We start from the raw sequence: 23191 nt of genomic DNA, 5'->3' as shown, positions 1-23191 counted from the left end.
TTTATGAATTTATAAATAGCATTATCAAGCAAAAGATAAGAATCCAAGCAATTTGAAGCCTAAGACTGATATTTAGTATCTTTTTCACTGAACTTTTACTCGCAATAGGATAAGATCTTGCAATTGTTGCTTTTATTCTTTTTTGCCCTTTGTAATAGTTTATTCCCCCCATTCTTACTCCAGCACAATAAGCAAATATTGCTTCAGAAATTCCTGAGTTAGGTGAAGAATCCAAAATGCCATCCTTCCAGGAATCTTTTATCGTTTTGAAAAAAGATTTCTTTGTTTTACAGCAAAGAGGAAGTGTAATTAATACAATTCTTGAAGGGACCCATACCATTAGATCATCAAGTTTCGCACCAGCAAATCCTAGCCACTTTAATTTACCTTCTTTATATCCAAGCATTGAATCAATAGTACTAGATGCTTTAAAGATCCATGCCATAGCTAATGGTCCTGGTATTGATTTATCAAATTCCCAGAAAATAGTTCCTAAAAATATCCAAAATAACGGAGCAAAGATACCATCAACAGAATTTTCGCTTGCTGTCTCAGCTGCCGCTCTGAGAATTTCATTGGTATTTAAATTCTCAACATCTCTACCAACTATAAGACTTAGTTTTCGTCTTAAATTACTAAGATTTTCTTTGCCTATCGAATTTATAATTTCTAAAATACTTTTATTTAGACTTCTTGATGCAAGTGAGCTACTTAAAATTAAAGAAAAAAATAAGGTACTTAAAATAGGATTTTTCAGTTGAAAAAATAAAAATAATCTTTCTATCAGCCATCCAGTTATGCCACTTAATGATACAACTATAATTGTAATTATTGCGCCTAATATATATAACTTAGCTTTATTCTCTTTCGCAAACTCTTCAGCTAATCTTCTCAAAAAACTAATAACCACACCCATTAATTGGACTGGGTGTGGCAAGCTCCTTGGATCGCCTATTAAAAGGTCAAGAATAAAGGCGATTAAGATTAAGTGAATGATATTTCTAGTCTGATTTAAGCCAACTAAACATAGAGCGAAGTGATTTACCTACTTTTTCTATTGGGAGTTCTGAGTCTTTTTGGCGAATTCTCTTCATTTCAGGCTTTCCTTCATCGCATTCTTTTACAAAGTTTTTAGCAAAAGTACCATCTTGAATATCTGCAAGAATATTTTTCATTTCTTCTTTTGTCTCTTTGGTAATTAACCTTGGACCGCTTACGTAATCCCCATATTCAGCTGTATTTGAAATCGAATCCCTCATTGCAGTTAGACCTCCTTTAACCATGAGGTCAACTATTAATTTGACTTCATGCAAGCATTCAAAATAGGCCAATTCAGGCTGATACCCTGCCTCTACAAGAGTTTCAAAACCAGCCTTGACTAATTCTGAAAGACCACCACATAAAACTGCTTGCTCTCCAAAAAGATCAGTTTCTGTTTCTTCTTTGAAATTAGTTTCTAAGATCCCAGCGCGTGTTCCACCAATCCCTTTCGCATATGCCATCGCAAGTGATCTAGCGTTGCCTGAGGCATCTTGCTCAATAGCAAATAAAGCAGGAACTCCTTGACCATTTTGATATTCCCACCGAACTGTGTGTCCTGGCCCTTTTGGGGCAATCATTACCACATCGACAAATTCAGGAGGTTTTATTAATTCAAAACGAATATTGAAACCATGAGCAAAGCTTAGTATTTTACCCGGTTTCAAATGAGATGCTATTTCTTTGGTATAAACATCTTTTTGAAATTCATCAGGCAAAAGAATCATGATCCAATCTGCCCTCTCTGAAGCCTCTGAGACACTTAAAACTTCCAATCCATCGGAAGTTGCTTTGCTGGCTGATCTACTCCCTTCATAAAGGCCAACGACAACTTTTATTCCACTATCTTTTAAGTTCAATGCATGTGCGTGGCCTTGAGATCCATAACCAATAATTGCGACGGTTTTATCTTTGAGAAGACCTAGGTCTGCATCGGAGTCGTAAAAAAGTTTTGCCATGTGAGTGGGTATTTCAGAACTGGAATCAGGCTGAGCTTACGAAATAGAGTGCTATCGAGACTACTTTTGTTGAGATATTTTTTTGACTATCAAGACAATTTAATTAATAAAAAAAACAAAATTATCAAATTAACTTTCACTTGGATGATTTATCACTCGGTCGATTAGACCATAATTTTTTGCTTCCTCTGCGCTTAAAAAGTAATCACGATCAGTATCTTTTTCAATCTTTTCATATGTTTGACCCGTCATTTCTGCCATGGATTTATTGAGCATTTCTTTTATTCTAAGAATTTCACGTGCCTCTATTTCTATATCACTCGCTTGTCTTTGAGCAGTGCCCCCAAGAGGCTGGTGAATCATTATTCTGCTGTGAGGTAATGCAAGTCTTTTCCCTTTCGTTCCTGCAGATAATAAAAAAGCACCCATTGAGGCCGCTAACCCCACACAAATGGTTACGAGGTCACTTTTTACATATTTCATCGTGTCATATATGGCTAAACCTGCGGTGACTGAGCCCCCAGGACTATTGATGTACAAATAGATTGGTTTACTGCTGTCCTCAGAATCAAGATAAAGCATTTGTGCTACTAGGCTATTTGCGATGCCGTCGTTTACCTCTTGGCCCAGAAATAGAATTCTCTCCGCACCAAGTCTTGTATAAATATCGACCCATCTTTCAAATTGACTTCCTGGAAGACGGTATGGAACGCTTGGAGTACCTATTGGCATGGCTGATTAATGTTTGGTAGTTGAGATTAATGATTTTTAAAAATATTTTGGGAAAAATAATTAAGTTATGTGGGCAAAACTGTCTCTCCTGGTAAATCTTTTCTACTAGTAAGAACGCGATCTATTATCCCATAATCAACAGCTTCATGAGGGTTGAGGTAACTCATTCGATCTGAGTCTTTGGACAATTGCTCTACTGATCTTCCGGTGTTATGGCTAAGAATTTCTAACATAGCTCTCTTGTTGTGAATAACTTCCTTAGCTCTAATTTGAATATCAGTCGCTTGGCCTTGTGCGCCACTTCTAGGCTGATGAAGAACAATTGATGCATGGGGTAATGCTGCTCGTTGCCCTTTTGTACCTGCCGATAGAATTACTGCTGCAGTTCCCATTGCTTGACCAATACAAATTGTGTGTACGGGAGGCTTCACATATCTAAGCGTGTCGCAAATTGCAAAGGCTTCAGTTTCAAATCCAATTGCATCTCCTGTATACCAACTTGTTCCAGTTGAGTTTATGTAAAAATAAATAGGTTTTTCTGAATTATCAAATTCTAGATAAAGAAGTTGGGCAATAATTAGTTCTGTTACGTCCATTCCTAGTTGCCTTTTTGCATCATCATCGGAAAAAAGCGGCAAGCCTAAATAAACTATCCTCTCTTTCAATAGAAGGGATGGTAAATCAGGGGGTGGAGTTCTCATTACGGCAGAATCGCCATAATACGGTTGTGATGCAGTCATATGAAGTTTAAGTATCTTTGGACTCGAGCCTAGCTAGATCTAGCCTTGAGATGCTTTTGTTTTTTAAAATTTGTTCGTGGGCTGATCATTGGAAGCTTTACTAAAAACCATTCGCCCTGTCGGTGTTTGTAATGCTCCAGTCACAACTACTTCTATTCGTTTACCTATCCATTGCAAGCCCTCTTCGATAACAACCATAGTGCCATCTTCAAGATAGGCAATACCTTGTGAATTTTCCTTCCCTTCTCTAACTACTTTTAAATTTAATTTTTCACCCGGTTGAACTTCTGGTCTAACTGCCAGCACTAGATCGCTCAGATTTAGAACTTTTATTTCTTGTACTTGTGCTACCTGAGATAAGTTGTAATCAACAGTTATTAACATTCCTGAAATGTCTGATGTTAATTTTAAAAGAATTTCATCAGTTCCTTCTCCTTCATATTTTGTACTATTTATTACTAATCTTCTCCCATAACTTTCTCTCAATTGGTTTAGCAATTTAAGACCTCTCCTGCCTTTCCCTCGTTTCTCATTGTTACTTGAGTCCGCGAGTTTTTGTAGCTCGTCCATAACTGATTGAGAGACAATTATTTGCCCTTCTATGAGCCCAAATCTAAGTAGAGACTGAATTCGACCATCAATTATTACACTTGTATCTAAAACCTTTGCACTCGCTGGGGTTAGAATTCCATCTGCCATTAATAAAGATTCAGTGCTGTTCGGATTGAAAAGACGTAAAACTGTTCGACCATGAACATCAGCAAGGTTGTATCCAAGTACTCCAAAAAATATGTTGCTTAGTACAGCAAAAATTGGCTTTACAAAAAATAATTCAGCGGGTAAAGGTAAAAGTAATACAGGTAGCAATAAAAGTGTTGCTATGAGAAGTCCAAGAACAATGCCAACAGATCTACTGACAAGTAGATCTGTTGGCATTGTTCTTATCCTTTTTGTTAATTTATTTCTAAATTGCTGCAAAAGAAAGGCAATTAAAAGACCTACAAAAGCGGTTAAACCTGATAGAGCAATTTTAAAATTCTTTAGATTAGTAATATGATCTAAAGTCTCTTCAGGTAACCAATTCACTCCAATCCATCCGGTGATTGCACCTGATATAAGAAATAAAACCAGAATCACAATGTCTGCCATATATTCAGGTTATGCTTGCTTCTCGTTTTTTTCTAAAGCTTTATTTATTTTCAAAGATTTGGGCTGCAAAAGTGACCATTTATTTGGGTTTGTATATCTAGAGCTCAAATGGTAGCCCCACCCAGAAGTGCATATTTGCATATACCCTTTTGCCATAAAAGATGTTTTTACTGTGATTTTTCCATTATCCCTTTAGGTGATAGCGCTCAAGTTACTGGTAGTCCAGGGATAACTTCTATTACCGCATATTTAGATTTACTTCATAGAGAAATTTCAATTAACCCTACAGGTCCTGCTTTATCAACAATCTATATAGGTGGTGGAACCCCTTCTTTATTGAAAAAAGATGAGTTAGGTGATTTGTTGGAAAATCTTCAAAGAAAATTTGGACTTCAAGATGGTGCAGAGATAACTATGGAGATTGATCCAGCAACATTTGTTGAAAATGATCTGAACGGATTCATAGAAATTGGAATCAATAGATTTAGCTTGGGAGGTCAGTCATTTGATGATAGTACTTTGGCTTTAATTGGGAGAAAACATAATGGCACTCAATTAAGAGAGGCTTGTAATTGGGTAAATGATTTATTTAAAAAAGGGATGTTAAGGAGCTGGAGTCTTGATTTGATTCAAAATCTTCCAGGATTAAATTTGTCTAAGTGGCTGAAAGAGTTAGAACAAGCAGTAAAAATTGAAGCCCCTCATTTGTCAATTTATGATTTAACTATTGAACCAGATACTGTTTTTGGAAGAAGACATAAAAAAGGTGAGTTGAAAATCCCAATTGAAACTGAAGCTCAAAAAATAGATTTCGTAACTAATAAATTTCTGAAAAGTAAGGGTTTTTCTAGATACGAAATTTCAAGTTACGCATTGCCTGGTCATGCATCTAGACATAATCGTATGTATTGGAGTGGCTCTGGTTGGTGGGGGTTTGGTATGGGAGCAACAAGTGCTCCCTGGGGAGAGAGATTTTCCAGACCCAGAACAATTGCCAGTTATAAAAAATGGCTTGATCAGCAAGGGAGTCAATTATTAGAGCAAACTTTGTCTAGAGATAAGTCAAAACCAATGCCATTGGATGAACTACTGATGATTGGTCTCAGAAGGCGTGAGGGCGTTCATTTAGAGGAACTTGCAAAAAATGTTGGATGGACTCAAAAAGAATGCGATAAGAATTTTAAATTATTGCAAAAATTCTGGCTAAATTCTTTAAATGAAGGATTTCTAATAAGAAAACATGGAAGGTATTTTTTAAGTGATCCTGAAGGAATGCAAATTAGCAATCAGGTTTTAATTCAAATGTTTTTGTGGTGGGATTCACTTGATTTAGATGAGTAGAATTAATCCATTCTTTTAATGCATCGATGCAAAGTTCGCGTCCTGCAATTAAAGGTTTCGCAAACGGGGGCTGTGCAATCGAAAGGCCAAGAATATCAGCAGTAACTCTTACCTGCCCATCACAATCACTTCCTGCACCAATCCCAATTATTGGAATGTCTAAATGTTTCTTTAATCGGCTGGCAATCTCTCCTGGTATGTGTTCTAAAACTATTGCAAAACACCCTGATTCTTGAAGCATTTTTGAATCGTTGAAAATTTTTTCTTGACTATGTTTATCTCTAGCTTGTGTTTTATATCCAAGTTGATGAACTGATTGTGGAGTTAGGCCAAGATGCCCCATTACTGGGATTCCCATTCTTATAAGTCTTTTAATAACCAATAAAGTCTCAGGTTCAGCTCCTTCAAGTTTCACTGCCGAAGCAGTGGAGTTTTTCAGGAGAGTTCCGGCAGCTTCAACAGCCTTGTCCTCTCCACATTGATAACTTAAAAAAGGCAGATCACATACTACTAAAGGTTGCTGGGAAAGGGGTTTAGAAAACCCTCTGCAAACTGCTTGTGTATGGTGAAGCATTTGATCAAGTGTTACCGGAAGCGTCGTAGCATGACCTAATACAACCATTCCAAGTGAATCTCCAACTAAAACAACATGAGCTCCTGCTGCCTCCACTATTGAAGATGAGATAGCATCCCAAGCTGTTAATACAGTTATCTGTTTGCCCACCTTTTTAAAGTTAACTAATTCTGTGGTTTGCATGTAATTCTTAATAACGAGTTTAGCTGTTGCTAGAATATTATCGACTCGGCCCCATGCGGCTGTGACGCCTAAACCTGGTCAGGACCGGAAGGTAGCAGCCATAATGGATGCTCAAAGCAGGCGTGGACTCCGGGTCACCTTAATTCAAGCAAGTTGATATTTCTCAACGATTTTGTCTTAACCGTAAAAATTCCGGTATTGAGGCCCCTGTTTCCCTGACTTCTGACTGTTCGTAAAGTGATTGAGGCGAGAGTCTTGCTCTATTTCTCTCATTTGAATAAATCTGATTACTGTCGAATCCAGTCGCAATAACGGTTACTTGGATTTCCCCTTCAAGTTTTTCATCAACAACTGTACCTACGATGATGTTGGCTTCTGGATCTACCACATCAGATATAACTTCAGAAGCAGAAGTCATGTCTTCTAGAGTCATATCTCTACCACCAGTGATGTTTATCACACATCCTTTTGCTCCATCTATTCGAGCTGCCTCTAAAAGTGGGCTGTTGATTGCTGCTTGAGCTGCTTCTAGAGCTCTTGATCTTCCAGAGCCTAAACCAATGCCTAAAAGGGCAGTACCAGCTTCTGTCATCACAGAACGCACATCCGCAAAATCTACGTTAACCAACCCAGGACAAGTGATTATGTCGCTTATCCCTTGAACTCCTTTCATCAAAACATCATCAGCACTTCTAAAGGCTTCTTGCAAAGGTGCTCCAGAAATTACGTCTTTTAATCTGTCGTTTGGAATAACAATTAATGTATCGACATTCTCTGCAAGCCTCGCGATTCCCTCATCTGCTTGTCTTAAACGACGTTTGCCTTCAAAGCTGAATGGTTTAGTAACTATTCCTACTGTCAAAGCACCACTTTCTTTAGCAACTTGAGCTACGACAGGTGCAGCACCTGTTCCAGTGCCTCCGCCCATGCCAGCGGCAATAAACACTAGGTCTACACCTTCTAAGGCTTGTTGGAGGTCAGCTCTAGATTCTTCTGCGGCCTTTTGACCAATACTTGGATTTCCCCCTGCACCAAGGCCTCTAGTTAAGCTTTGACCAAGCTGAACTCTATGAGTGGCAGATGATTGAATAAGAGCTTGAGCGTCTGTATTGAGAACACGATATGTGACTCCATCAAGATCACTATTAATCATCCTGTTGACGGCATTACTTCCGCCACCTCCAACGCCAATAACCTCAATACGTGCAGATTGACTGGGTAGGATTCCTTCATCCATGTTGAAACTAGATTTGTTTCCTATTCCCATCACCATATTCAGGATTAGAACTCGTTTTGGGCATTATGAACATCATCCATCAATTCTGTTGGCTTATAGGTTTAAATTGATTAACAAATTAATTTCCCTTATTGGTCCTGAATTATTACAAATATGCTAGAGATTTCTGAAAAGTTGTGTCGTAGCAAGGCTTTTACCTTCAGTTCCCTAATGTTTTTTCTATTTTTAATTCTGGTTTGCGTGGATCTTTAAGATCCACGATGTTTACTTTTGTGTTGATTAAAAGATTTGGTAATGATTTTTGTAGCTGGTTTAGCTTATCAATTTGCTCGATTAAGCGATCAGTTCCCGAGCCTAGAAGGACTGAGTCGAAGTGCTCGGTTTTTAGGCTTATTTCTCCAAGAGGATTTATTTTGATTTTTTGAAGAGGGCTTTGAAAGTTAAATCTATTTTTTATTATTTGAATAATTTGGTTTTTTTTATTTGGATTCCAATTTTCGATAGATAATTTTATTTTATTTTTTTTTGACTGATTTACAAATTGAAGTGGTATCCAAGATCCTTCTATATCAATCATTCCTTTTTCTGTAGTATTTGATAAAACTCGACTCGCTAAAGCAATTGGTTCTCTTTCTAAAAAATTCAAATGAATCTCGGGAGGAAAAATTTTTCTGCTTACGTAAACACTTTTAATAGGTAGCTTTCTTATTAAATAAGCTTCAATTTCTTTTGGATTTAATTCCAACAAATTTTTTGGATAAAAAATACTGGTGGTTTTTTTAATGTCGTTTTTTGTTATTCCAGATAGACCTGTGATTGTAGTTTGATCAAACCCAATTGGTTCCCAAGCCTGGTTTAAAAATGTAATGATCAGAAAAATTGAAGTGCTTGAGAAAAAAAGTAATTGCCAAAGTTCAATGAGAAAATTCTTTTTTTGAAAAATAAACGAAACTTTCCTGGTTGATATTCGATTATTTTTAAATGAGTTTCTGTTTTTTCTTTTGTTAGATTTCAAAGGTCGCATCTTGCTCTGGACATAAGTTTGTCCATCCATTGACGAGCACGTTCAGCATCTGAAAAAGGCACATCTATTTCTTTACCTGAACCAATAAGCCTAAGTCGGCAGCGTCCTTCAGATTCTTTTGTTAAAGGAGCTTCCCCTGAACTCAGAGCCATTAGCTCAACCATTTCTAATTTCTTGACTTCAAAAGTTGCTTCCTCCTTGAAGCTGCCAGCCTCAAAGCTGCTCCAGCATAAAATCCCAGCTTTTAATCGAGCAGCTCCTGTTCCATCAAGCTTTGCCAGCTCTGAACCTTTAGCCCAAATCAAGTAGAGATTCTGTCGCCTTCTCTCGATCCAACCAAGGGAAGCAATGAGAATAAAAGCCATCAGTAATGGCAACCAAAGAAGACCGTGAATCATTTTTTGAAATAGAGATCTAAAAATGTCATGGTTAATTCATTCTCTAGCTGTTTCTATGAGATTAGCAACAAGTTTTTCTAGTTTTATTCCTGAAGCTTCCCACAACATTGGATACATGCTTGTTCTAGTAAAGCCTGGCAAGGTATTAACTTCATTTATATAAATCTGTTGCGTACTATCTTGATAAAAGAAATCGACTCTAGCCAAGCCACAAGCATTGATAGCTTTACATGCCTCGATAGCTAGCCTTTGTATTTTATTAGAGATATTTATGTTCAAGTCAGCTGGGATGATTGTATTGCTTAAGCAATCATTATATTTTGACTCATATGTATACCAATCAGTTTCAAATTTAACTTCGCCAATAACTGAAGATTTCATTTTGGACTTTCCTAATACCCCACATTCAAGTTCTCTCCCTTTGATATTTTTTTCTACTATTACCCTCTCATCGTATTTTGCTGCAATTTCTATCCCAGAAATAAGTTCTTGCTTTGACTTTGCTTTGGTTATGCCAATAGAGGAACCCAAATTAGCTGGCTTTACAAAACATGGAAAATGTATTGTTTTTTCTATTTCATCAAAAATAGATTTCATTAATAATTTATTTACTAAATCCTCTTTATGTAAAAAAACATATGGAGCTTGAGGAAGGTTGAATGATTTAAAAATTGATTTCATTGCTATTTTATCCATTCCTAATGATGAACCAAGGGTTCCTGATCCAACAAAAGATTTTCCTGTTAATTTAAATAGTCCCTGAATAACGCCATCTTCCCCATTTGGTCCATGTAGTGCAGGGAACCATACATCAACATTGTTACTTAATATTGGAAAGTTACTGAGATTATTAATGGAAACTTTATTGCTTTTTGTTGTGATGATTGGTTTTTTTTCTTCCAATAAAATTGACTTTGAGTATTCTTTATTCTCCCAAAACCCATTCTTGTTTATATAAATTGGATTTACAATAAAGTTTTTACTATTGTAAGGGTGAGATAAAGCATTATAAATTGTCTTAGCTGATTTAATGGAAACTTCGTGTTCGCTTGATTCTCCACCGAAAACTAGTCCTATAATTAGCTTTGTATTTGACATATTTATTTAGCTCTCAATATTCTTTAAACGTGGGTTATTGAATTAATCAACATTTATAACAAACTTCCAGTTAATGAGAATGGACGTATCTCATTGATTTTTATATTCACTATTTCTCCAGGTTGAGGTGATTCTCTATCAATTGAAGACTTTGGGAAAAATGTTAATCGATTTGTTCTAGTCCTTCCTAGTAATTGGGAACTATCTTTAGAATTTATGCTCTCAACGAGTATTTCCTGTAAAGAGTTTTTATACCTTAAGTTTCTTTTCTTTGCAGTCTTTTCTACTAAGTTATTAATTTCTCTTAGTCGATCAATTTTTATTGTTTCAGATAATTGATTAGGCCATAAGGCAGCTGGGGTATTTGGTCTGGGAGAATAAGCTGCAGTATTTACCAAGTCAAATTGAACATCCTCAATAAGTGATAGCGTCTCTTCGAATTCATCTTTGGTCTCTCCAGGAAAAGCTACAATTGCATCAGAAGTAATAGAGGACTCAGGCATTATTTGTTTTATATAACTTACAATTTCTTTATAGGATTGAACAGTGTATCCTCGACCCATATTCTTGAGTATTTTATTACTTCCACTTTGGACTGGTATATGAAAGTGTTCACAAACCTTAGGGAGTTTTGCACATACATCTATTAATTCTTTCGTGAAATACCTAGGGTGACTTGTGGCAAACCTTATACGCTCTATTCCCTCAATATCATGAATATATTCTAGTAAATATGAAAGTGTTAATTGTCCAGATTTCTTGAATTTATAAGCTTTAAAGTCTCTGCCATAAGCATCTATATTTTGCCCTAAAAGAGTTATTTCTTTATACCCAATTCTCGCTAACTCTTCTATTTCATGTTTAATAGCTTCCGGTGTTCGTGATTGTTCTTTACCTCTAACCGAGGGGACTACGCAATAAGTGCACCTCTCATTGCATCCATAAATAATATTAACCCAGCCACATATAGCGCTCTCTCTTCTTGCTGTCGCAATATCTTCGTAAATGTGCTGTTCATCAGTCGCTAACACCTGATGTCCGTTATCAACTTGATTAAGAAGAGTCTCCAGTCGATTTGCATGCTGAGGTCCCATAACAAGATCTACTTCAGGAACTCTTCTTAAAAGTGTTTCCCCTTCTTGTTGAGCTAAGCATCCTGCAATAATAATTTTTAAATTAGGATCTGATTTTTTCCTTCTAGCTTGCCTACCTAAATAGCTGTAAACTTTTTGCTCAGCATTATCACGAATAGTACATGTGTTGTAGAGAACTAAATCTGCCTTAAGTTCATCCTCTGCAAGCTCATATCCCATTGTTTGCAAAATGCCTGACATTCTCTCTGAATCAGCTTTATTCATTTGACAACCAAAAGTGGTAATCCAGTAGCTTCCTCTATGGCTTCTAAAAGACTTGCTTTGTTTAGCAGGAGCTATGGATGTTGTCATCGCAGATTAATTTTTTTCCTTGGGGGAAAAGACTTTTAAGATTGTCCTAAAAAAAATTTAAGGGCGAGCGAGGGGATTCGAACCCCCGTATAGCGGCGCCACAAGCCGCTGCCTTAACCACTTGGCGACGCCCGCCTTGTGCTTTTAATCTACCAATGATTTGTCATTTTGAAATTCCAAAATGATTTTGGTAAAAAAATTTAGCTTGTGGCTATTGTAGATAGTAAGGATTAAAAATATCACTTTTTATATCTTGATCAAAACGCAATTGACAGATATAGAAGTTACTGTGTAAGTAGAACACATAATAATAAACCCGGTTTTGAAATCTATTCACAAGTGAATTTCGCAAAAGATGTTGAAGTTATTGCAAGTCCTCCAAAGTCTGGGCGCGTGGATGTTCTTGTTCCAAGATGTTTAATTGGTAGTGGACATGATGTGTTTGGAACTTCAATTGACAAAGAAGGATTGTTGTCTGCTCGGCTTGAGTGGCGAGATGGAACAATTACATCAATTAGGGGCTTAGAAGAAACTTCAAAAGTCACTGAAGAAATCCTTTTGCCAAGATTTGCAGAACCGCATGCGCATATAGATAAAGCATTTTCATGGTCACGTTCACCTAACTTGAGGGGTAGTTATCAAGAAGCTTTAGCAGCAAACCTTCGTGAATATGAATTGAGGTCTGAAGAAGAATTGATTTTCAGAGTTGAAAAGTGTCTCAACCTAGCTCTTGTTAATGGGATTAGGGCAATCAGATCTCATATAGATAGTTTTGGAAAAACAGCAATGAGAGATTGGGATCAGATAGAAAGTATTAGAACAAAATGGCAAGAGAAAATTTTTTTACAGTTTGTGGCTTTGGTTCCATTAGAATTTTGGCAAAGCGATGAAGGTGAGCTTTTAGCTCAAAGAGTTGCTCTAAATGGAGATCTCTTAGGTGGGGTGATAGCTCCACCTTTCAATAAAAGGAACACTTTCAAGTCCTTACTTCACCTAGTGCAACTAGCAAATAGACTTAAGTGTGATATTGATCTTCATATTGATGAATCTCAATTTTGCCCGGCTGTGGGATTGAAATTACTTCTAGAAGTATTAAGCCAAGTTAAAAATGAGATGTCAATAACTTGTAGTCATCTAAGCAGTTTGGGATTGTTAAGAGAAAAGGAGATTTCATTTTTAGCGAACAAAATGGCTAAGAACAGATTAAAAGTAGTTTCTTTACCATTAACTAATTCTTGGCTTTTAGGAAGAAAAGATCGAGCCACCTCAACGAAAAGACCACTAGCACCTATTTTTCAACTTCAAAAAGCGGGAGTTGATGTATCTGTAGGAGGAGACAATATAAATGATTCATGGTTCCCTTTATCTAATTTTGATCCTATAAATTTAATGTCACTCTCCATGACAATTGCTCATTTATCTCCATGGGACAGATTGGGCCTTTCTCCATTTACTTGGTCTCCAGCAGATTTACTTAACCTTAAATGGGATGGAATTTTTCAAAAGGGAAGTCCTGCGGATTTTATTTTGTTAGATTCAACTAGTTGGGTTCAAGCTTTGTCTGAGAGACCTAAAAGAAGAGTAGTAGTTAATGGTGAATTCTTGAATGAATTGCCTAAAAACAAAAACAACATTCACAAATCATGAGTCATGACTAGTAAAGAGAAAATAGAGTTGCTATTAAGTGAACTAAAACAAGTATCTCAACTAGAGATCTATCAAAAAACTAGTGATTTAAAAAGGTTCTCTAAAGATTTCTTTGATTATTCACCAATATTGATTAATGAATTGAAAGATTGCTTGGCTGACATAGTTGTTCGACCACTTTCGGTAGATGCCATTATTGATGTTGCTCGAATTTGTAATAAGCACTCAACTCCGTTGACACTTAGAGGATCAGGAACAGGGAACTACGGGCAAAGTGTTCCCCTTGATGGTGGAGTAGTTATGGTTATGTCTGGTCTAAAGAAAATTAGAAATTTCGATTCAAAATCAGGTGAAATCACAGTTGAATCTGGTTGTTTGCTCAGAGATATCAATGATGAGTTAATGAAACATGGTCGACAATTACGGTTGCTTCCCAGTACATGGAGAAGCGCCTCTATTGGCGGCTTTATCGCTGGTGGTTCAGGTGGAATAGGATCCATTCGTTGGGGCTTCCTGCGAGATCCTGGCCATTTGCAATCCTTAGAAATAATAACGACTGAGGATTCCCCAAGAAAACTAGAATTGAACGCAAACGAGTCTGAGGCATTGAACCATGCTTATGGAACCAACGGAATTATTACTGCGTTGACATTGACGACTGCTCCATCTGTTGAATGGCAACAAATAGTTGTCGATTGTTTTGATTGGAATCAGGCTGTTGACTTGTTAAGCAAATTTAATTGTGCTGCACTAGATCTTTATTTGGGAACCTTGTTAGAGAAAGAAATTCTTAACTGTCTTCCGCATTGGTCTGGTAAGCCTTCAAGTAAACATAGAATATTATTGTTGGTCGCGCCTGATGGTGTTAGTACAGTTGAGCGACTTGCAAAGTTAGCTGGCGCAGACTTTGATGACTTGGGCCCGGAGAACCTGAAGGCTGGGACAGGCCTTCGAGAACTTTCTTGGAACCATACAACTTTACATATGCGTGGCATTGATCCTGGTTGGACTTATTTGCAAATGCTTCTTCCTCAGCCTGAATCTGAAATGATGAGAAAATTGAAATCTGAGTGGGGATCCAATCTTTTATGGCATTTGGAATGTGTTCGTCAAAATGGAGTTCAAAGAATAGCTTCACTCCCACTTGTTAAATGGCAAGGTGAAGAAGCTATGAATCAATTAATCAGTCAATGCAGAGACCTTGGGGCAGTGATTTTTAATCCGCATACAATCACTGTTGAAGATGGAGGTCTAGGTGTAATTGATTCTAATCAAGTGCAAGCTAAGTGTAACTTTGATCCAAAAGGGATTCTCAATCCAGGTAAACTCAAAGGGTGGAATCTAAAAGACAATTGATTTATTAATTTATCAATCAATTTAAATTGTCAATATTTTCCTTTGAAAAAGATCACCGATTAAATAGAGTGATCCTGTAATTACAGGGGGTGGAGATGGCCATCTATGTTGCTTATTAAGTGCTGATAAAACATCTTCCACGCTAAGCGCTTCTTTGAGTTGGTCTTTAAATACAGGGCAAAAACTTAAAATTTGATCTTTAGACCAGCTTTGTTGGCCAGGAACAGGAACTAGCCATGCTAAATCTTTTTCTCTGATTAGCTTCTGTAAAATGCCTACCATGTCTTTTCTTTTTTGAATTCCTAGTATCCAAATAATTCCATTTTCTTGATCAGTCCATGCGTCTCGTTCAATGGATAATTGGTTTGCCGCATGAGGATTATGTGCACCATCAACAACTATTGGTAATCCTTTCCATTTTAATGCTTGAAGTCTTCCTGGCCATTTAGCAAGAGAGAAACCCTCTCGAATTTGTTCTTTAGAAATAGACCATCCAATATTTTTTAAGGATTCAATAACTCCTTTAGCTACGGCTGCATTTTCTTTTTGTATTGCTCCTGATAGACCGAGTTCCCAGTCTGAAGGAAGTGGATCTACCCAATGAATGACTGCTTGTTGCTTACGGGCAGTTTCTTCGAAAACTCTTTTTACAATATTGTGTTGAGCAGCTGTAATGACAACACTCTTTGAAGTTATTACAGCTGCTTTTTCAGTAGCTATTTTTTCTAGATTATCACCCAGGTATTCACAATGATCAAGACCAATAGCTCCAAATGCAATAATAGGTCTATATTTATGTGCGGTAGTTGCATCAAGTCTACCTCCGAGTCCTACTTCAAGGATAAGAAGTTCAACTTCTTTTAAAGTAAAATATTTAAGTGCTATTGCAATAACAAATTCAAAAGGAGTTAATCTATATTTTTCTGCAATTGGAGTAAGAGCGAGACTTAATGATTGAAATTCTTCTTTAGGTATATGAGTTTTGTTGATACATATTCTCTCCACCCAATCAACTAAATGGGGCGAAGTGGTAACTCCAGTTTTGATATTGGCTAAGCTAAGAACACTATTAATAAAAGCTGCAATAGAGCCTTTCCCATTTGTTCCGGCAATATGAATGGCAGGTGTTTTTTTGCAGGGCTCTCCCATGGCATTAATAGCCGATAACATACGATCTATTCCCAGATTCATATTTTTATATTCTGTGCTCTTGGTTTCAAAAATGAATTTCGATTTTGTTATGAAAGTTTCATCAGACATTTGTCTAGTCTCACAATAAGCTCTTTGACTTCTTTTTTTGTAATAGTTAAAGCTGGGACTATCCTTACTACCTTTGTACCTGCTGATACTAGAAGAAGCTTTTCCTCTAAGGCGGATTTGACAATATCAAGAGATGTTATTTTGATATCGTCTTTTATGACGAGACCTTGAATAAGACCAACGCCTCTTGTGGAGATAAATATATCTGAATATTTTTCTGATAGTTTACTTAATCCTTCTTTCAACTGATCACCTCTGTCGTTGACTTTATTTAGGAGGTCTCTTTTTTGAATTTCTTTCCCAACGGTTAGAGCTGCTCTGCAAGCGAAAGGATTCCCTCCAAAAGTGCTGGCATGATCACCGGGCTGAAAGACATCAGCCAGCTTATTGGCTAATAGGGCTCCTATTGCATGCCCACCTCCAAGGCCTTTGGCTAATGTGAAAACATCAGGTTCAATTCCTAGTTGTTCATATCCCCAAAGAGTACCTGTCCTTCCCATTCCGGTTTGGACTTCATCAAATATCAATAAAACATTGTTGCTCGTACATTTTTTCCTTAAAAGCTCAAAAAATGATTTTTTCCCAATATTAATTCCTCCCTCACCTTGTATGGGTTCAATTAAAACAGCTGCAATTGTTGGACCTGTTTTTTCTAAATCATCAAATAGATTTTCAAAAGACTCACTATCGTTATAAAAAAAGAACTTGAATCCCTGAACAATTGGCTCGAAGCCTTTGTGATATTTCGGTTGCCCAGTCGCACTTACTGCTGCGAGAGTTCTTCCGTGAAAGCTTTCCTTTGAGCAAAGAATAATTGGATTGTCTATGTTGCGTTCAATATGCCCATATTTTCTTGCCAATTTAATTGCAGCTTCGTTTGCTTCTGCACCGCTATTACAGAAAAATACACTCTCAGCAAAACTATTAGAAGTCAACCACTGAGCTAATTCTTCTTGCTCTGGGATACCGTAAAGATTAGATACATGTTGAAGTTTTCTTAATTGCTTTGATAAGGATTTATTTAGTGCTTTATCACTGTGGCCTAACGAACAAGTAGCAATGCCAGCTACCGCATCAAGATATTTTCCACCTTCTGTGTCCCATACCCACGAGCCTTTACCCCTAACAAGGTCTAAAGGAAAACGATTGTAAGTGTTCATCATTGAAGTGGGAGCGGTCGGACTTGAACCGACAAACCCGAAGGTGCCGCATTTTGAGTGCGGTGCGTCTACCAATTCCACCACGCTCCCATAATTCCATTTTATGTCAAAACTAGCAAAAATATGAAACTAAGCCGCATTTTTTTGAGTATTAATATTGTCTTCACTAATTGTGTTGCTGGTGAAGGAATTTTTAGGTGTTATTTTTTCAAACTTTCTAGAAATAATAGAACCTGCATTAGTTAATTTTTCTTCAAATTTTTCATAACCTCTATCTAAGTGCTCGAGGCCCGAGAAAATACTAGTTCCTTTAGCAGAGAGACATGCAAGGATAATGGCAGCAGAAGACCGTAAATCTCCTCCCTTCACATTTGAACCTAAAAGTTCTTTTACTCCTTCTACATGAGCAGTATTGTTTTCAAGATAAATACACGCGCCCATTTTATTTAGCTCCAAAACATGTTGCATTCTCTTCTCGAAAACACTTTCTTTAATTTTGCTTGAACCTTTAGCTGTGGCCATCAATGACATAAATGGAGCCTGAAGATCAGTTGGGAAACCAGGGAATGGATTTGTGGTTATCTCAACTCCTGAAATGTCTCTTGGAATGATTTTCAAATGATGATTCCCATGATGAGATATTGAACAGCCACATTCTTGTAGTTTTGAAATAACGGCACCCAAATGATTTGGGATTACCGGACCAATTGTGAGTGGTGATCGTGTTATTGCTGCCGCAATAAGAAAAGTTCCTGCTTCTATCCTGTCGGGGATAACAGAATGAGAAGTTCCTCTTAAAGATTCCACTCCGATGATGGTGATTTTTTTCGTTCCGGCTCCAAAAACCTTTGCCCCCATTGAATTAAGCATTTTAGCTAGATCCTGTATCTCTGGTTCTCTAGCGGCGTTCGATATTGTTGTTTTGCCTAAAGCTAAGGAAGAAGCCATCACAATGGTTTCTGTCGCTCCAACGCTTGGATATTTAAGAGTAATATTTGCACCATGTAATCTTTTGTTTTTGGATGAAACTTGAGCTTTTACAACATCATCCTTAACTTCAACTTCCGCTCCTAAAGCTTTAAGACCATTGATGTGCTCATCAACAGGTCTTGCTCCAATATTGCAACCACCTGGTAAAGGAATTTTTGCTTTTCCAAGTCTTGTCAGTAAGGGCCCAACACAGAAAAAACTTGCTCTTAAGCTATGAACCAGTTGATAAGGTAATTCTGCGTTATGAATGAACTCTGAATTAATCTCTATAGAATTATTGGTTTTAGTTAACTTTGCACCCAAATTACTAAGAATCTCTGACATTACCTCAATGTCCGTAAGTTGTGGGACATTCTCAATAAGTAGCTTTTCTTTGGTAAGAAGAGCAGCAGCCATTAAGACTAGTGAAGAATTTTTTGCTCCACTAACTTTTAAAATCCCACTAAGCGGACACCCTCCTTTTACCTCCAGATGTGGCGGAATAACATTCCTTTTAATTGTCGCCACACTACTCATATTGGTGCGAACTGCTTACCTCGCTATAATGCCAAGCGGAATTAAAATAGTCCAGTCAACCTTATTGAAAATTGATGGGTTCAAATTATATTTTGATAATGTTGAAAATTTAAATAAAATTTTAAGATAGTTTGTATTAATTTTAATAAGAATATTAGTGCTTATTCCAAAGCTGAAAATTATTCTGACTTTTAAAAATTTAATAATTTGAGGTTGAAAAATTAATAATTCATATTCCCCATTGATTACAAGTAAAAGAAACCCCTTAGTCAAAAAATTAAGGTCTCTTTTGAAAAGAACCGGACGTGAAAAGCATTCTTCACTGTTGCTTGAGGGGTCTAATTTGCTTGAAGAGGCTTTGAAAACAAATTTTTTGCCATTAGAAGTTATTGCAACTCCAGATTGGTGTGATGAGAATAAGGAGGTCTTAAAAAAAATACCTTCCAGATCTTTGTTAACCCTAGTAACTCCAAATGTTTTAGAAGCATCTTTGTCAACAGTGTCACCAGATGGCGTTGCAGCGATATTTCCAATGCCAGGATTGCCAAAATTGGAAAAAGCCCCAAAACACATTTTGGCTTTAGATAGAATCCAAGACCCTGGAAATTTAGGGAATTTATTCCGATCAGCTCTTGCTAGTGAATACGATGTTATTTGGTTGGCTTCAGGAGCAGATCCCCTAAATCAAAAGGTTTTAAGATCCTCTGCTGGCACAGTTCTTCACTTGCCCTTTGAACGGATAGGGGATTCATTTTCGTCAAGTATTAAAATGCTTGTTTCAAAACTAAATATTGCAATTGATAATAATTACCAAATAGTTGGAACAATTTCACCTAACAAAGTCACTGATAAAGAAGTTAAACCGTATTGGGACTTAGACTGGAATGTCCCTACTGTATTGGTTCTTGGTAATGAAGGTACAGGAGTTCATCCTTCAATTGAAGCCTGCTGCACAGACTTTGTTACGTTGCCTCATAGCCCATTAGTTGATTCATTAAATGTGGCATCTGCTGCAGTTCCTCTCTTGTTGGAGCGACAAAGGGTAAAAATGGTTAAGGGTATCAAATGAAAACCGTGAGTGAAATTCCTTTTGACTTCGATTTAATTGTTGTCGGAGCTGGATATGGAGGCTTTGACGCTGCAAAACATGCAGCAGAGGCTGGATTGAAAGTCGCTATTGTTGAATCAAGAGATATGGGAGGAACCTGTGTCAACAGAGGCTGTGTTCCCTCTAAAGCATTGCTAGCAGCTAGTGGGAAGGTTCGTGAGCTTGCTAATGTACCTCATCTTGCTGAATTTGGAATACATTCTGCTCCGGTTAGATTTGAACGTAAAAAAATTGCTGAACATGCAAAATCCTTAGTTGAGACAATTCGAAAAAATCTAACCAAAACGCTTGAAAGATCAGGAGTAGAAATACTTAGAGGAGAAGGACGTCTAGAAGGTAATCAAAAAGTCGGGTTAAGAGAAAAAAATGGTGTTGATAGAATTTTGTCCGCTAGAGATATTATCTTGGCTACAGGTTCGGATCCTTTTGTTCCTCCTGGGATCGAAATTGATGGTCGAACAGTTTTTACAAGTGATGAAGCTATTAATCTTGAATGGCTACCACGATGGATCGCAATTATTGGTAGTGGCTACATTGGCTTGGAGTTCGCCGATATTTATACAGCTTTAGGTTGTGAGGTAACCATGATTGAAGCTCTTGAGAAAGTAATGCCTACTTTTGATCCTGACATTACGAAAATAGCTTCAAGAAATCTTATTGATAAAAGAGATATCGAAACTCGAGCTGGAGTATTCGCTACTAAAGTTAAGCCAGGGTGTCCCGTAGAGGTCGAGCTTACAGATGCAAAGAGTCGAGAAGTAATTGAGGAATTACAAGTTGACGCTGTTCTCGTTGCAACAGGACGAGTGCCGTCGACTAAAAATCTTAATCTAAAATCCGTAGGAGTTGAAACAACTAGAGGTTTTATTCCGATTGATGATCAGATGAGAGTATTGGTAAATGAAAAACCAATTTCTAATCTGTGGGCAGTGGGAGATGTTACCGGTAAGTTGATGTTGGCCCATACTGCTGCAGCTCAAGGGAGTATTGCCGTAGAAAATATTTTAGGAAAAGCTACAGAAATCGATTATAGAAGTATTCCTGCAGCGACTTTTACTCACCCTGAAATAAGTTCTGTTGGACTTTCGGAAGAAGAAGCAAAAGATCTTTCGAAAAATGAAGGTTTTGAACTTGGAATCGTAAGAAGTTACTTTAAAGCGAACTCTAAGGCTTTGGCTGAATTAGAAAGTGATGGAATTATGAAGTTGATTTTTAATAAAGAGACGGGGGAAGTCCTTGGTGCTCATATTTATGGATTACATGCGGCTGATCTTATACAAGAAGTTTCTAATGCAATTGCTAGAAGGCAGCGTGTAAATGACTTAGCAAAAGAAGTTCATACTCATCCAACCTTAAGCGAAGTTGTGGAGGTTGCTTATAAACAAGCATCTTTACAAATAAAGAAGTAGTACAAATCAAATTTATTTTTATAGATCATCAATTATTTAAATTATGGAAATCAGAAGAAGACCCCCTAATCCAAGTGTAAAAGTAGCCAATTTAGAATATGCAATCCCTCATCCAGATTCAAAACCTAAAAATATCTTGGAGGAAATTGTTTGGGAAAAACATCTAGAAGTTGAGATTGCAAGAAAAAAAGTTTCACTTGAAGATTTAAAAAAAAAGATCAAGGATTTACCAAAAACAAAAAATTTTATAGAGGCATTAAAAAATAGTGAATCTAAACCAGCACTAATCTCAGAAATAAAAAAAGCCAGTCCAAGTAGAGGGATAATTAGACAGGATTTTGATGCGAGAATGATAGGTAAAATGTATCAAGAGGGAGGTGCTAACTGCATATCAGTTTTAACAGATAAAAAATTCTTTCAAGGTGGTTTTGATGTCTTAGTTGAAGTCAGAAAAGAAATTACAATCCCAATACTATGTAAGGATTTTATCCTTTACCCATATCAGCTTTATCAAGCAAGAGCTTCAGGTGCTGATGCTGCACTTTTGATAGCCGCAATCCTTACTGACTCAGATTTAAAGTACTTATCTAAGGTCGCTGAACATTTGGGACTGACAATATTAGTTGAGGTTCATGACTCAGAAGAACTTGAACGAGTACTAAGCATTAATTCATTTAATTTAATAGGTATCAACAATAGAAATTTAAAGAGTTTTAAAACTAATCTGGAAGTAACGAAGGAATTGGCTAAGAATTATGCTAACCAATTAAAGGGAGATTCTATTACTTTGGTAAGCGAGTCAGGTTTATTTACTCGCGAGGATTTGGCTTTGGTAAAAAGTTATGGGGCTGATGCTGTTTTGGTTGGTGAATCTCTTATGTCACAGGAGGACATATTAGGTGGAGTTAAAAAGTTAATTGGTAAATTATAAATTAAGAAAAAGATATGTACCAAGAAATTAAATCTATTTTTGGAAGATTTTGTCTACTTTTCCGATGATTAAATCTAATTCAATTAAACCTAATACCCTACTGTCAGTGCTTGCTAAGGAGTTATCTCCTCTTAAATCAAATTTGTTTTGATAAATCCTATGAATCCTTTTTATTATTAACTTATTTTTTTTTAATGGATGAGAGGCAACAACGATATCGCCAATCTTTAAGTCAATATTTTTTTTGTTTAACTTTTTATATGTTACTAAATCTCCCTCTTTAAGAGTTCTTTCCATAGATTTACCGACAACACGTAGGTGTTGTCGGTAACCGATTATTACAGTAAATAAAGTAAATAGGTCCGGCTTGTGGAAAAGACTTTTATTAGCTTGCGGTAACCCAGCTATCACTTCTACCTTTTGAAGACCAAAACATAGAATGGATCTTTTGCACAGTTGCTAATAATTCTTCTGCCTTGGCTTGATCAATATTTACCTTGCATGCACTACAAAGCTTTGCTGCTTTCCAAAAAGTGTCATGAAGATCTGGATATGTAGCTAGGTGTTCAGGCTTGAAGTAATCAGTCCAGAGAATTAGAAGTTCTTTTTTTGCCTTTTGTGATTCTTCTTCTTTAATCGCAACGAAACGAGAAAAAGTGTTGTTATGTGCTGCAATGGAAGCTTGATCGTTGCCAGCTGGAGCTAGAGCAATAAGTTTTTTTGTCATAGACAAAACTGCCTCTGCGGCAACTCTTGCAGAAGCAGGGTCGTATACACCGCAAGGTCCGTCACAGTGAGCGTGAACAGATTTTGCTGGAAGCTTGTTAAAGATTGATGTAAGTGTTTCGCTCAACATCTGAGAAATGATTTGTGAACATTTTTTTTTACATTAATGG

At 36.9% G+C, this 23191-nt stretch carries 22 protein-coding genes, 2 tRNA genes and 1 other RNA gene; 7 read left to right on the top strand and 18 right to left on the bottom strand.

Translation table 11 applies throughout. The features are described 5' to 3' along the window. Nucleotide 1: 1 nt before the first annotated feature. From cbiB to AC6EIW_RS05550, 5 genes are all read right to left on the bottom strand, one after another. Nucleotides 2–937, bottom strand: coding sequence for an adenosylcobinamide-phosphate synthase CbiB (gene cbiB, locus AC6EIW_RS05570; protein WP_498521566.1), 936 nt, complete (start codon nucleotides 935–937; stop codon nucleotides 2–4). A 64-nt stretch (nucleotides 938–1001) separates the two neighbouring features. Beyond that, nucleotides 1002–1997 carry a ketol-acid reductoisomerase gene (ilvC, locus tag AC6EIW_RS05565; RefSeq protein ID WP_498521565.1) on the bottom strand — a complete coding sequence of 332 codons (996 nt, stop codon included), beginning with the start codon at nucleotides 1995–1997 and terminating at the stop codon, nucleotides 1002–1004. 129 nt (nucleotides 1998–2126) lie between these two features. Further along, a complete protein-coding gene (locus AC6EIW_RS05560; protein WP_498463368.1) occupies nucleotides 2127–2729 on the bottom strand; it encodes an ATP-dependent Clp protease proteolytic subunit in 603 nt (200 codons plus the stop codon). A 65-nt stretch (nucleotides 2730–2794) separates the two neighbouring features. Beyond that, nucleotides 2795–3469, bottom strand: coding sequence for an ATP-dependent Clp protease proteolytic subunit (locus tag AC6EIW_RS05555; protein WP_498521564.1), 675 nt, complete (start codon nucleotides 3467–3469; stop codon nucleotides 2795–2797). 63 nt (nucleotides 3470–3532) lie between these two features. Then, nucleotides 3533–4618, bottom strand: coding sequence for a PIN/TRAM domain-containing protein (locus AC6EIW_RS05550; protein ID WP_498521563.1), 1086 nt, complete (start codon nucleotides 4616–4618; stop codon nucleotides 3533–3535). 108 nt (nucleotides 4619–4726) lie between these two features. Between AC6EIW_RS05550 and hemW the strand changes: the two genes are divergently transcribed. Then, a complete protein-coding gene (gene hemW, locus AC6EIW_RS05545; RefSeq protein WP_498521562.1) occupies nucleotides 4727–5959 on the top strand; it encodes a radical SAM family heme chaperone HemW in 1233 nt (410 codons plus the stop codon). Here hemW and panB read toward each other — a convergent pair. Further along, nucleotides 5898–6716 (bottom strand): 3-methyl-2-oxobutanoate hydroxymethyltransferase, encoded by an 819-nt coding sequence (panB, locus tag AC6EIW_RS05540; protein WP_498521561.1) that lies wholly within the window; start codon nucleotides 6714–6716, stop codon nucleotides 5898–5900. The two genes, hemW and panB, sit on opposite strands and share 62 nt — an antisense overlap. 42 nt (nucleotides 6717–6758) lie before the next feature. Between panB and ffs the strand changes: the two genes are divergently transcribed. Next, nucleotides 6759–6855: signal recognition particle sRNA small type (gene ffs / locus AC6EIW_RS05535), an RNA gene on the top strand. Nucleotides 6856–6879: 24 nt separating this feature from the next. On the opposite strand, the gene ftsZ is transcribed toward ffs, so the two are convergent. The 6 genes from ftsZ to AC6EIW_RS05505 all read right to left on the bottom strand — a co-directional run bounded on the left by ftsZ (nucleotide 6880) and on the right by AC6EIW_RS05505 (nucleotide 12053). Continuing rightward, on the bottom strand, nucleotides 6880–7983 hold the full coding sequence (gene ftsZ / locus AC6EIW_RS05530) for a cell division protein FtsZ (RefSeq protein WP_498521560.1): 1104 nt from the start codon (nucleotides 7981–7983) through the stop codon (nucleotides 6880–6882). A gap of 169 nt (nucleotides 7984–8152) precedes the next feature. Further along, a complete protein-coding gene (locus AC6EIW_RS05525; protein WP_498521559.1) occupies nucleotides 8153–9007 on the bottom strand; it encodes a cell division protein FtsQ/DivIB in 855 nt (284 codons plus the stop codon). Next, a complete protein-coding gene (locus AC6EIW_RS05520) occupies nucleotides 8965–9375 on the bottom strand; it encodes a hypothetical protein (RefSeq protein WP_498508021.1) in 411 nt (136 codons plus the stop codon). Before AC6EIW_RS05520 ends, AC6EIW_RS05525 begins: the two co-directional genes overlap by 43 nt. Before the next feature lie 36 nt (nucleotides 9376–9411). After that, nucleotides 9412–10473: a D-alanine--D-alanine ligase family protein gene (locus AC6EIW_RS05515; protein WP_498521558.1), complete on the bottom strand. Its 1062-nt coding sequence runs from the start codon at nucleotides 10471–10473 to the stop codon at nucleotides 9412–9414. Nucleotides 10474–10526: 53 nt separating this feature from the next. Continuing rightward, entirely contained in the window at nucleotides 10527–11918 is a 1392-nt protein-coding gene (gene miaB / locus AC6EIW_RS05510) for a tRNA (N6-isopentenyl adenosine(37)-C2)-methylthiotransferase MiaB (RefSeq protein WP_498521557.1), read from the bottom strand. Between the two features lie 62 nt (nucleotides 11919–11980). Then, a tRNA-His gene (locus AC6EIW_RS05505) sits at nucleotides 11981–12053 on the bottom strand. Between the two features lie 204 nt (nucleotides 12054–12257). Here AC6EIW_RS05505 and AC6EIW_RS05500 point away from each other — a divergent pair. Both AC6EIW_RS05500 and AC6EIW_RS05495 read left to right on the top strand, forming a co-directional pair. After that, entirely contained in the window at nucleotides 12258–13565 is a 1308-nt protein-coding gene (locus AC6EIW_RS05500; RefSeq protein ID WP_498521556.1) for an amidohydrolase family protein, read from the top strand. 3 nt (nucleotides 13566–13568) lie between these two features. Then, nucleotides 13569–14921, top strand: coding sequence for an FAD-binding oxidoreductase (locus AC6EIW_RS05495; protein ID WP_498521555.1), 1353 nt, complete (start codon nucleotides 13569–13571; stop codon nucleotides 14919–14921). Between the two features lie 21 nt (nucleotides 14922–14942). On the opposite strand, the gene AC6EIW_RS05490 is transcribed toward AC6EIW_RS05495, so the two are convergent. The 4 genes from AC6EIW_RS05490 to murA all read right to left on the bottom strand — a co-directional run bounded on the left by AC6EIW_RS05490 (nucleotide 14943) and on the right by murA (nucleotide 18847). Continuing rightward, a complete protein-coding gene (locus AC6EIW_RS05490; protein WP_498521554.1) occupies nucleotides 14943–16181 on the bottom strand; it encodes a bifunctional folylpolyglutamate synthase/dihydrofolate synthase in 1239 nt (412 codons plus the stop codon). Further along, nucleotides 16160–17341, bottom strand: a complete 1182-nt coding sequence (locus tag AC6EIW_RS05485) for an aspartate aminotransferase family protein (protein ID WP_498521553.1) — start codon at nucleotides 17339–17341, stop codon at nucleotides 16160–16162. The genes AC6EIW_RS05490 and AC6EIW_RS05485 overlap by 22 nt, the downstream gene beginning before the upstream one ends. Before the next feature lie 8 nt (nucleotides 17342–17349). Continuing rightward, nucleotides 17350–17431, bottom strand: a tRNA-Leu gene (locus tag AC6EIW_RS05480). Nucleotides 17432–17470: 39 nt separating this feature from the next. After that, a complete protein-coding gene (gene murA, locus AC6EIW_RS05475; protein ID WP_498521552.1) occupies nucleotides 17471–18847 on the bottom strand; it encodes a UDP-N-acetylglucosamine 1-carboxyvinyltransferase in 1377 nt (458 codons plus the stop codon). Between the two features lie 241 nt (nucleotides 18848–19088). Between murA and AC6EIW_RS05470 the strand changes: the two genes are divergently transcribed. From AC6EIW_RS05470 to trpC, 3 genes are read left to right on the top strand one after another with little or no spacing between them, the layout of a single operon-like run. Then, nucleotides 19089–19916 (top strand): TrmH family RNA methyltransferase, encoded by an 828-nt coding sequence (locus AC6EIW_RS05470; RefSeq protein WP_498521551.1) that lies wholly within the window; start codon nucleotides 19089–19091, stop codon nucleotides 19914–19916. A 5-nt stretch (nucleotides 19917–19921) separates the two neighbouring features. Continuing rightward, complete coding sequence (gene lpdA, locus AC6EIW_RS05465) at nucleotides 19922–21364, top strand: dihydrolipoyl dehydrogenase (protein ID WP_498521550.1); 1443 nt, start codon at nucleotides 19922–19924, stop codon at nucleotides 21362–21364. A gap of 43 nt (nucleotides 21365–21407) precedes the next feature. Beyond that, nucleotides 21408–22295 carry an indole-3-glycerol phosphate synthase TrpC gene (gene trpC / locus AC6EIW_RS05460; RefSeq protein ID WP_498521549.1) on the top strand — a complete coding sequence of 296 codons (888 nt, stop codon included), beginning with the start codon at nucleotides 21408–21410 and terminating at the stop codon, nucleotides 22293–22295. Between the two features lie 33 nt (nucleotides 22296–22328). Here trpC and sodX read toward each other — a convergent pair whose 3' ends face one another. Together sodX and sodN are read right to left on the bottom strand one after the other, a co-directional pair. Beyond that, nucleotides 22329–22706: a nickel-type superoxide dismutase maturation protease gene (gene sodX / locus AC6EIW_RS05455; protein WP_498521548.1), complete on the bottom strand. Its 378-nt coding sequence runs from the start codon at nucleotides 22704–22706 to the stop codon at nucleotides 22329–22331. Then, nucleotides 22681–23151, bottom strand: a complete 471-nt coding sequence (gene sodN / locus AC6EIW_RS05450; RefSeq protein ID WP_498521547.1) for a superoxide dismutase, Ni — start codon at nucleotides 23149–23151, stop codon at nucleotides 22681–22683. The genes sodX and sodN overlap by 26 nt, the downstream gene beginning before the upstream one ends. Nucleotides 23152–23191 lie beyond the last annotated feature (40 nt).

This window comes from Prochlorococcus sp. MIT2308 (assembly GCF_059772345.1).
Note: the sequence above shows the minus strand (reverse complement) of the source record. Positions and strands in the feature narration are given on the sequence as shown.

Excerpts from the sequence above, each read along its gene's own strand:
- hemW (WP_498521562.1), top strand. The coding sequence starts at position 4,727 with ATGGTAGCCCCACCCAGAAGTGCATATTTGCATATACCCTTTTGCCAT.
- panB (WP_498521561.1), bottom strand. The coding sequence starts at position 6,716 with ATGCAAACCACAGAATTAGTTAACTTTAAAAAGGTGGGCAAACAGATA.
- AC6EIW_RS05490 (WP_498521554.1), bottom strand. The coding sequence starts at position 16,181 with ATGTCTGATGAAACTTTCATAACAAAATCGAAATTCATTTTTGAAACC.
- AC6EIW_RS05560 (WP_498463368.1), bottom strand. The coding sequence starts at position 2,729 with ATGCCAATAGGTACTCCAAGCGTTCCATACCGTCTTCCAGGAAGTCAA.
- trpC (WP_498521549.1), top strand. The coding sequence starts at position 21,408 with ATGGAAATCAGAAGAAGACCCCCTAATCCAAGTGTAAAAGTAGCCAAT.
- miaB (WP_498521557.1), bottom strand. The coding sequence starts at position 11,918 with ATGACAACATCCATAGCTCCTGCTAAACAAAGCAAGTCTTTTAGAAGC.
- ilvC (WP_498521565.1), bottom strand. The coding sequence starts at position 1,997 with ATGGCAAAACTTTTTTACGACTCCGATGCAGACCTAGGTCTTCTCAAA.
- murA (WP_498521552.1), bottom strand. The coding sequence starts at position 18,847 with ATGAGTAGTGTGGCGACAATTAAAAGGAATGTTATTCCGCCACATCTG.
- ftsZ (WP_498521560.1), bottom strand. The coding sequence starts at position 7,983 with ATGGGAATAGGAAACAAATCTAGTTTCAACATGGATGAAGGAATCCTA.
- AC6EIW_RS05495 (WP_498521555.1), top strand. The coding sequence starts at position 13,569 with ATGACTAGTAAAGAGAAAATAGAGTTGCTATTAAGTGAACTAAAACAA.
- AC6EIW_RS05550 (WP_498521563.1), bottom strand. The coding sequence starts at position 4,618 with ATGGCAGACATTGTGATTCTGGTTTTATTTCTTATATCAGGTGCAATC.
- sodN (WP_498521547.1), bottom strand. The coding sequence starts at position 23,151 with ATGTTGAGCGAAACACTTACATCAATCTTTAACAAGCTTCCAGCAAAA.
- AC6EIW_RS05485 (WP_498521553.1), bottom strand. The coding sequence starts at position 17,341 with ATGAACACTTACAATCGTTTTCCTTTAGACCTTGTTAGGGGTAAAGGC.
- AC6EIW_RS05515 (WP_498521558.1), bottom strand. The coding sequence starts at position 10,473 with ATGTCAAATACAAAGCTAATTATAGGACTAGTTTTCGGTGGAGAATCA.
- AC6EIW_RS05525 (WP_498521559.1), bottom strand. The coding sequence starts at position 9,007 with ATGGATGGACAAACTTATGTCCAGAGCAAGATGCGACCTTTGAAATCT.
- AC6EIW_RS05555 (WP_498521564.1), bottom strand. The coding sequence starts at position 3,469 with ATGACTGCATCACAACCGTATTATGGCGATTCTGCCGTAATGAGAACT.
- AC6EIW_RS05520 (WP_498508021.1), bottom strand. The coding sequence starts at position 9,375 with ATGATTCACGGTCTTCTTTGGTTGCCATTACTGATGGCTTTTATTCTC.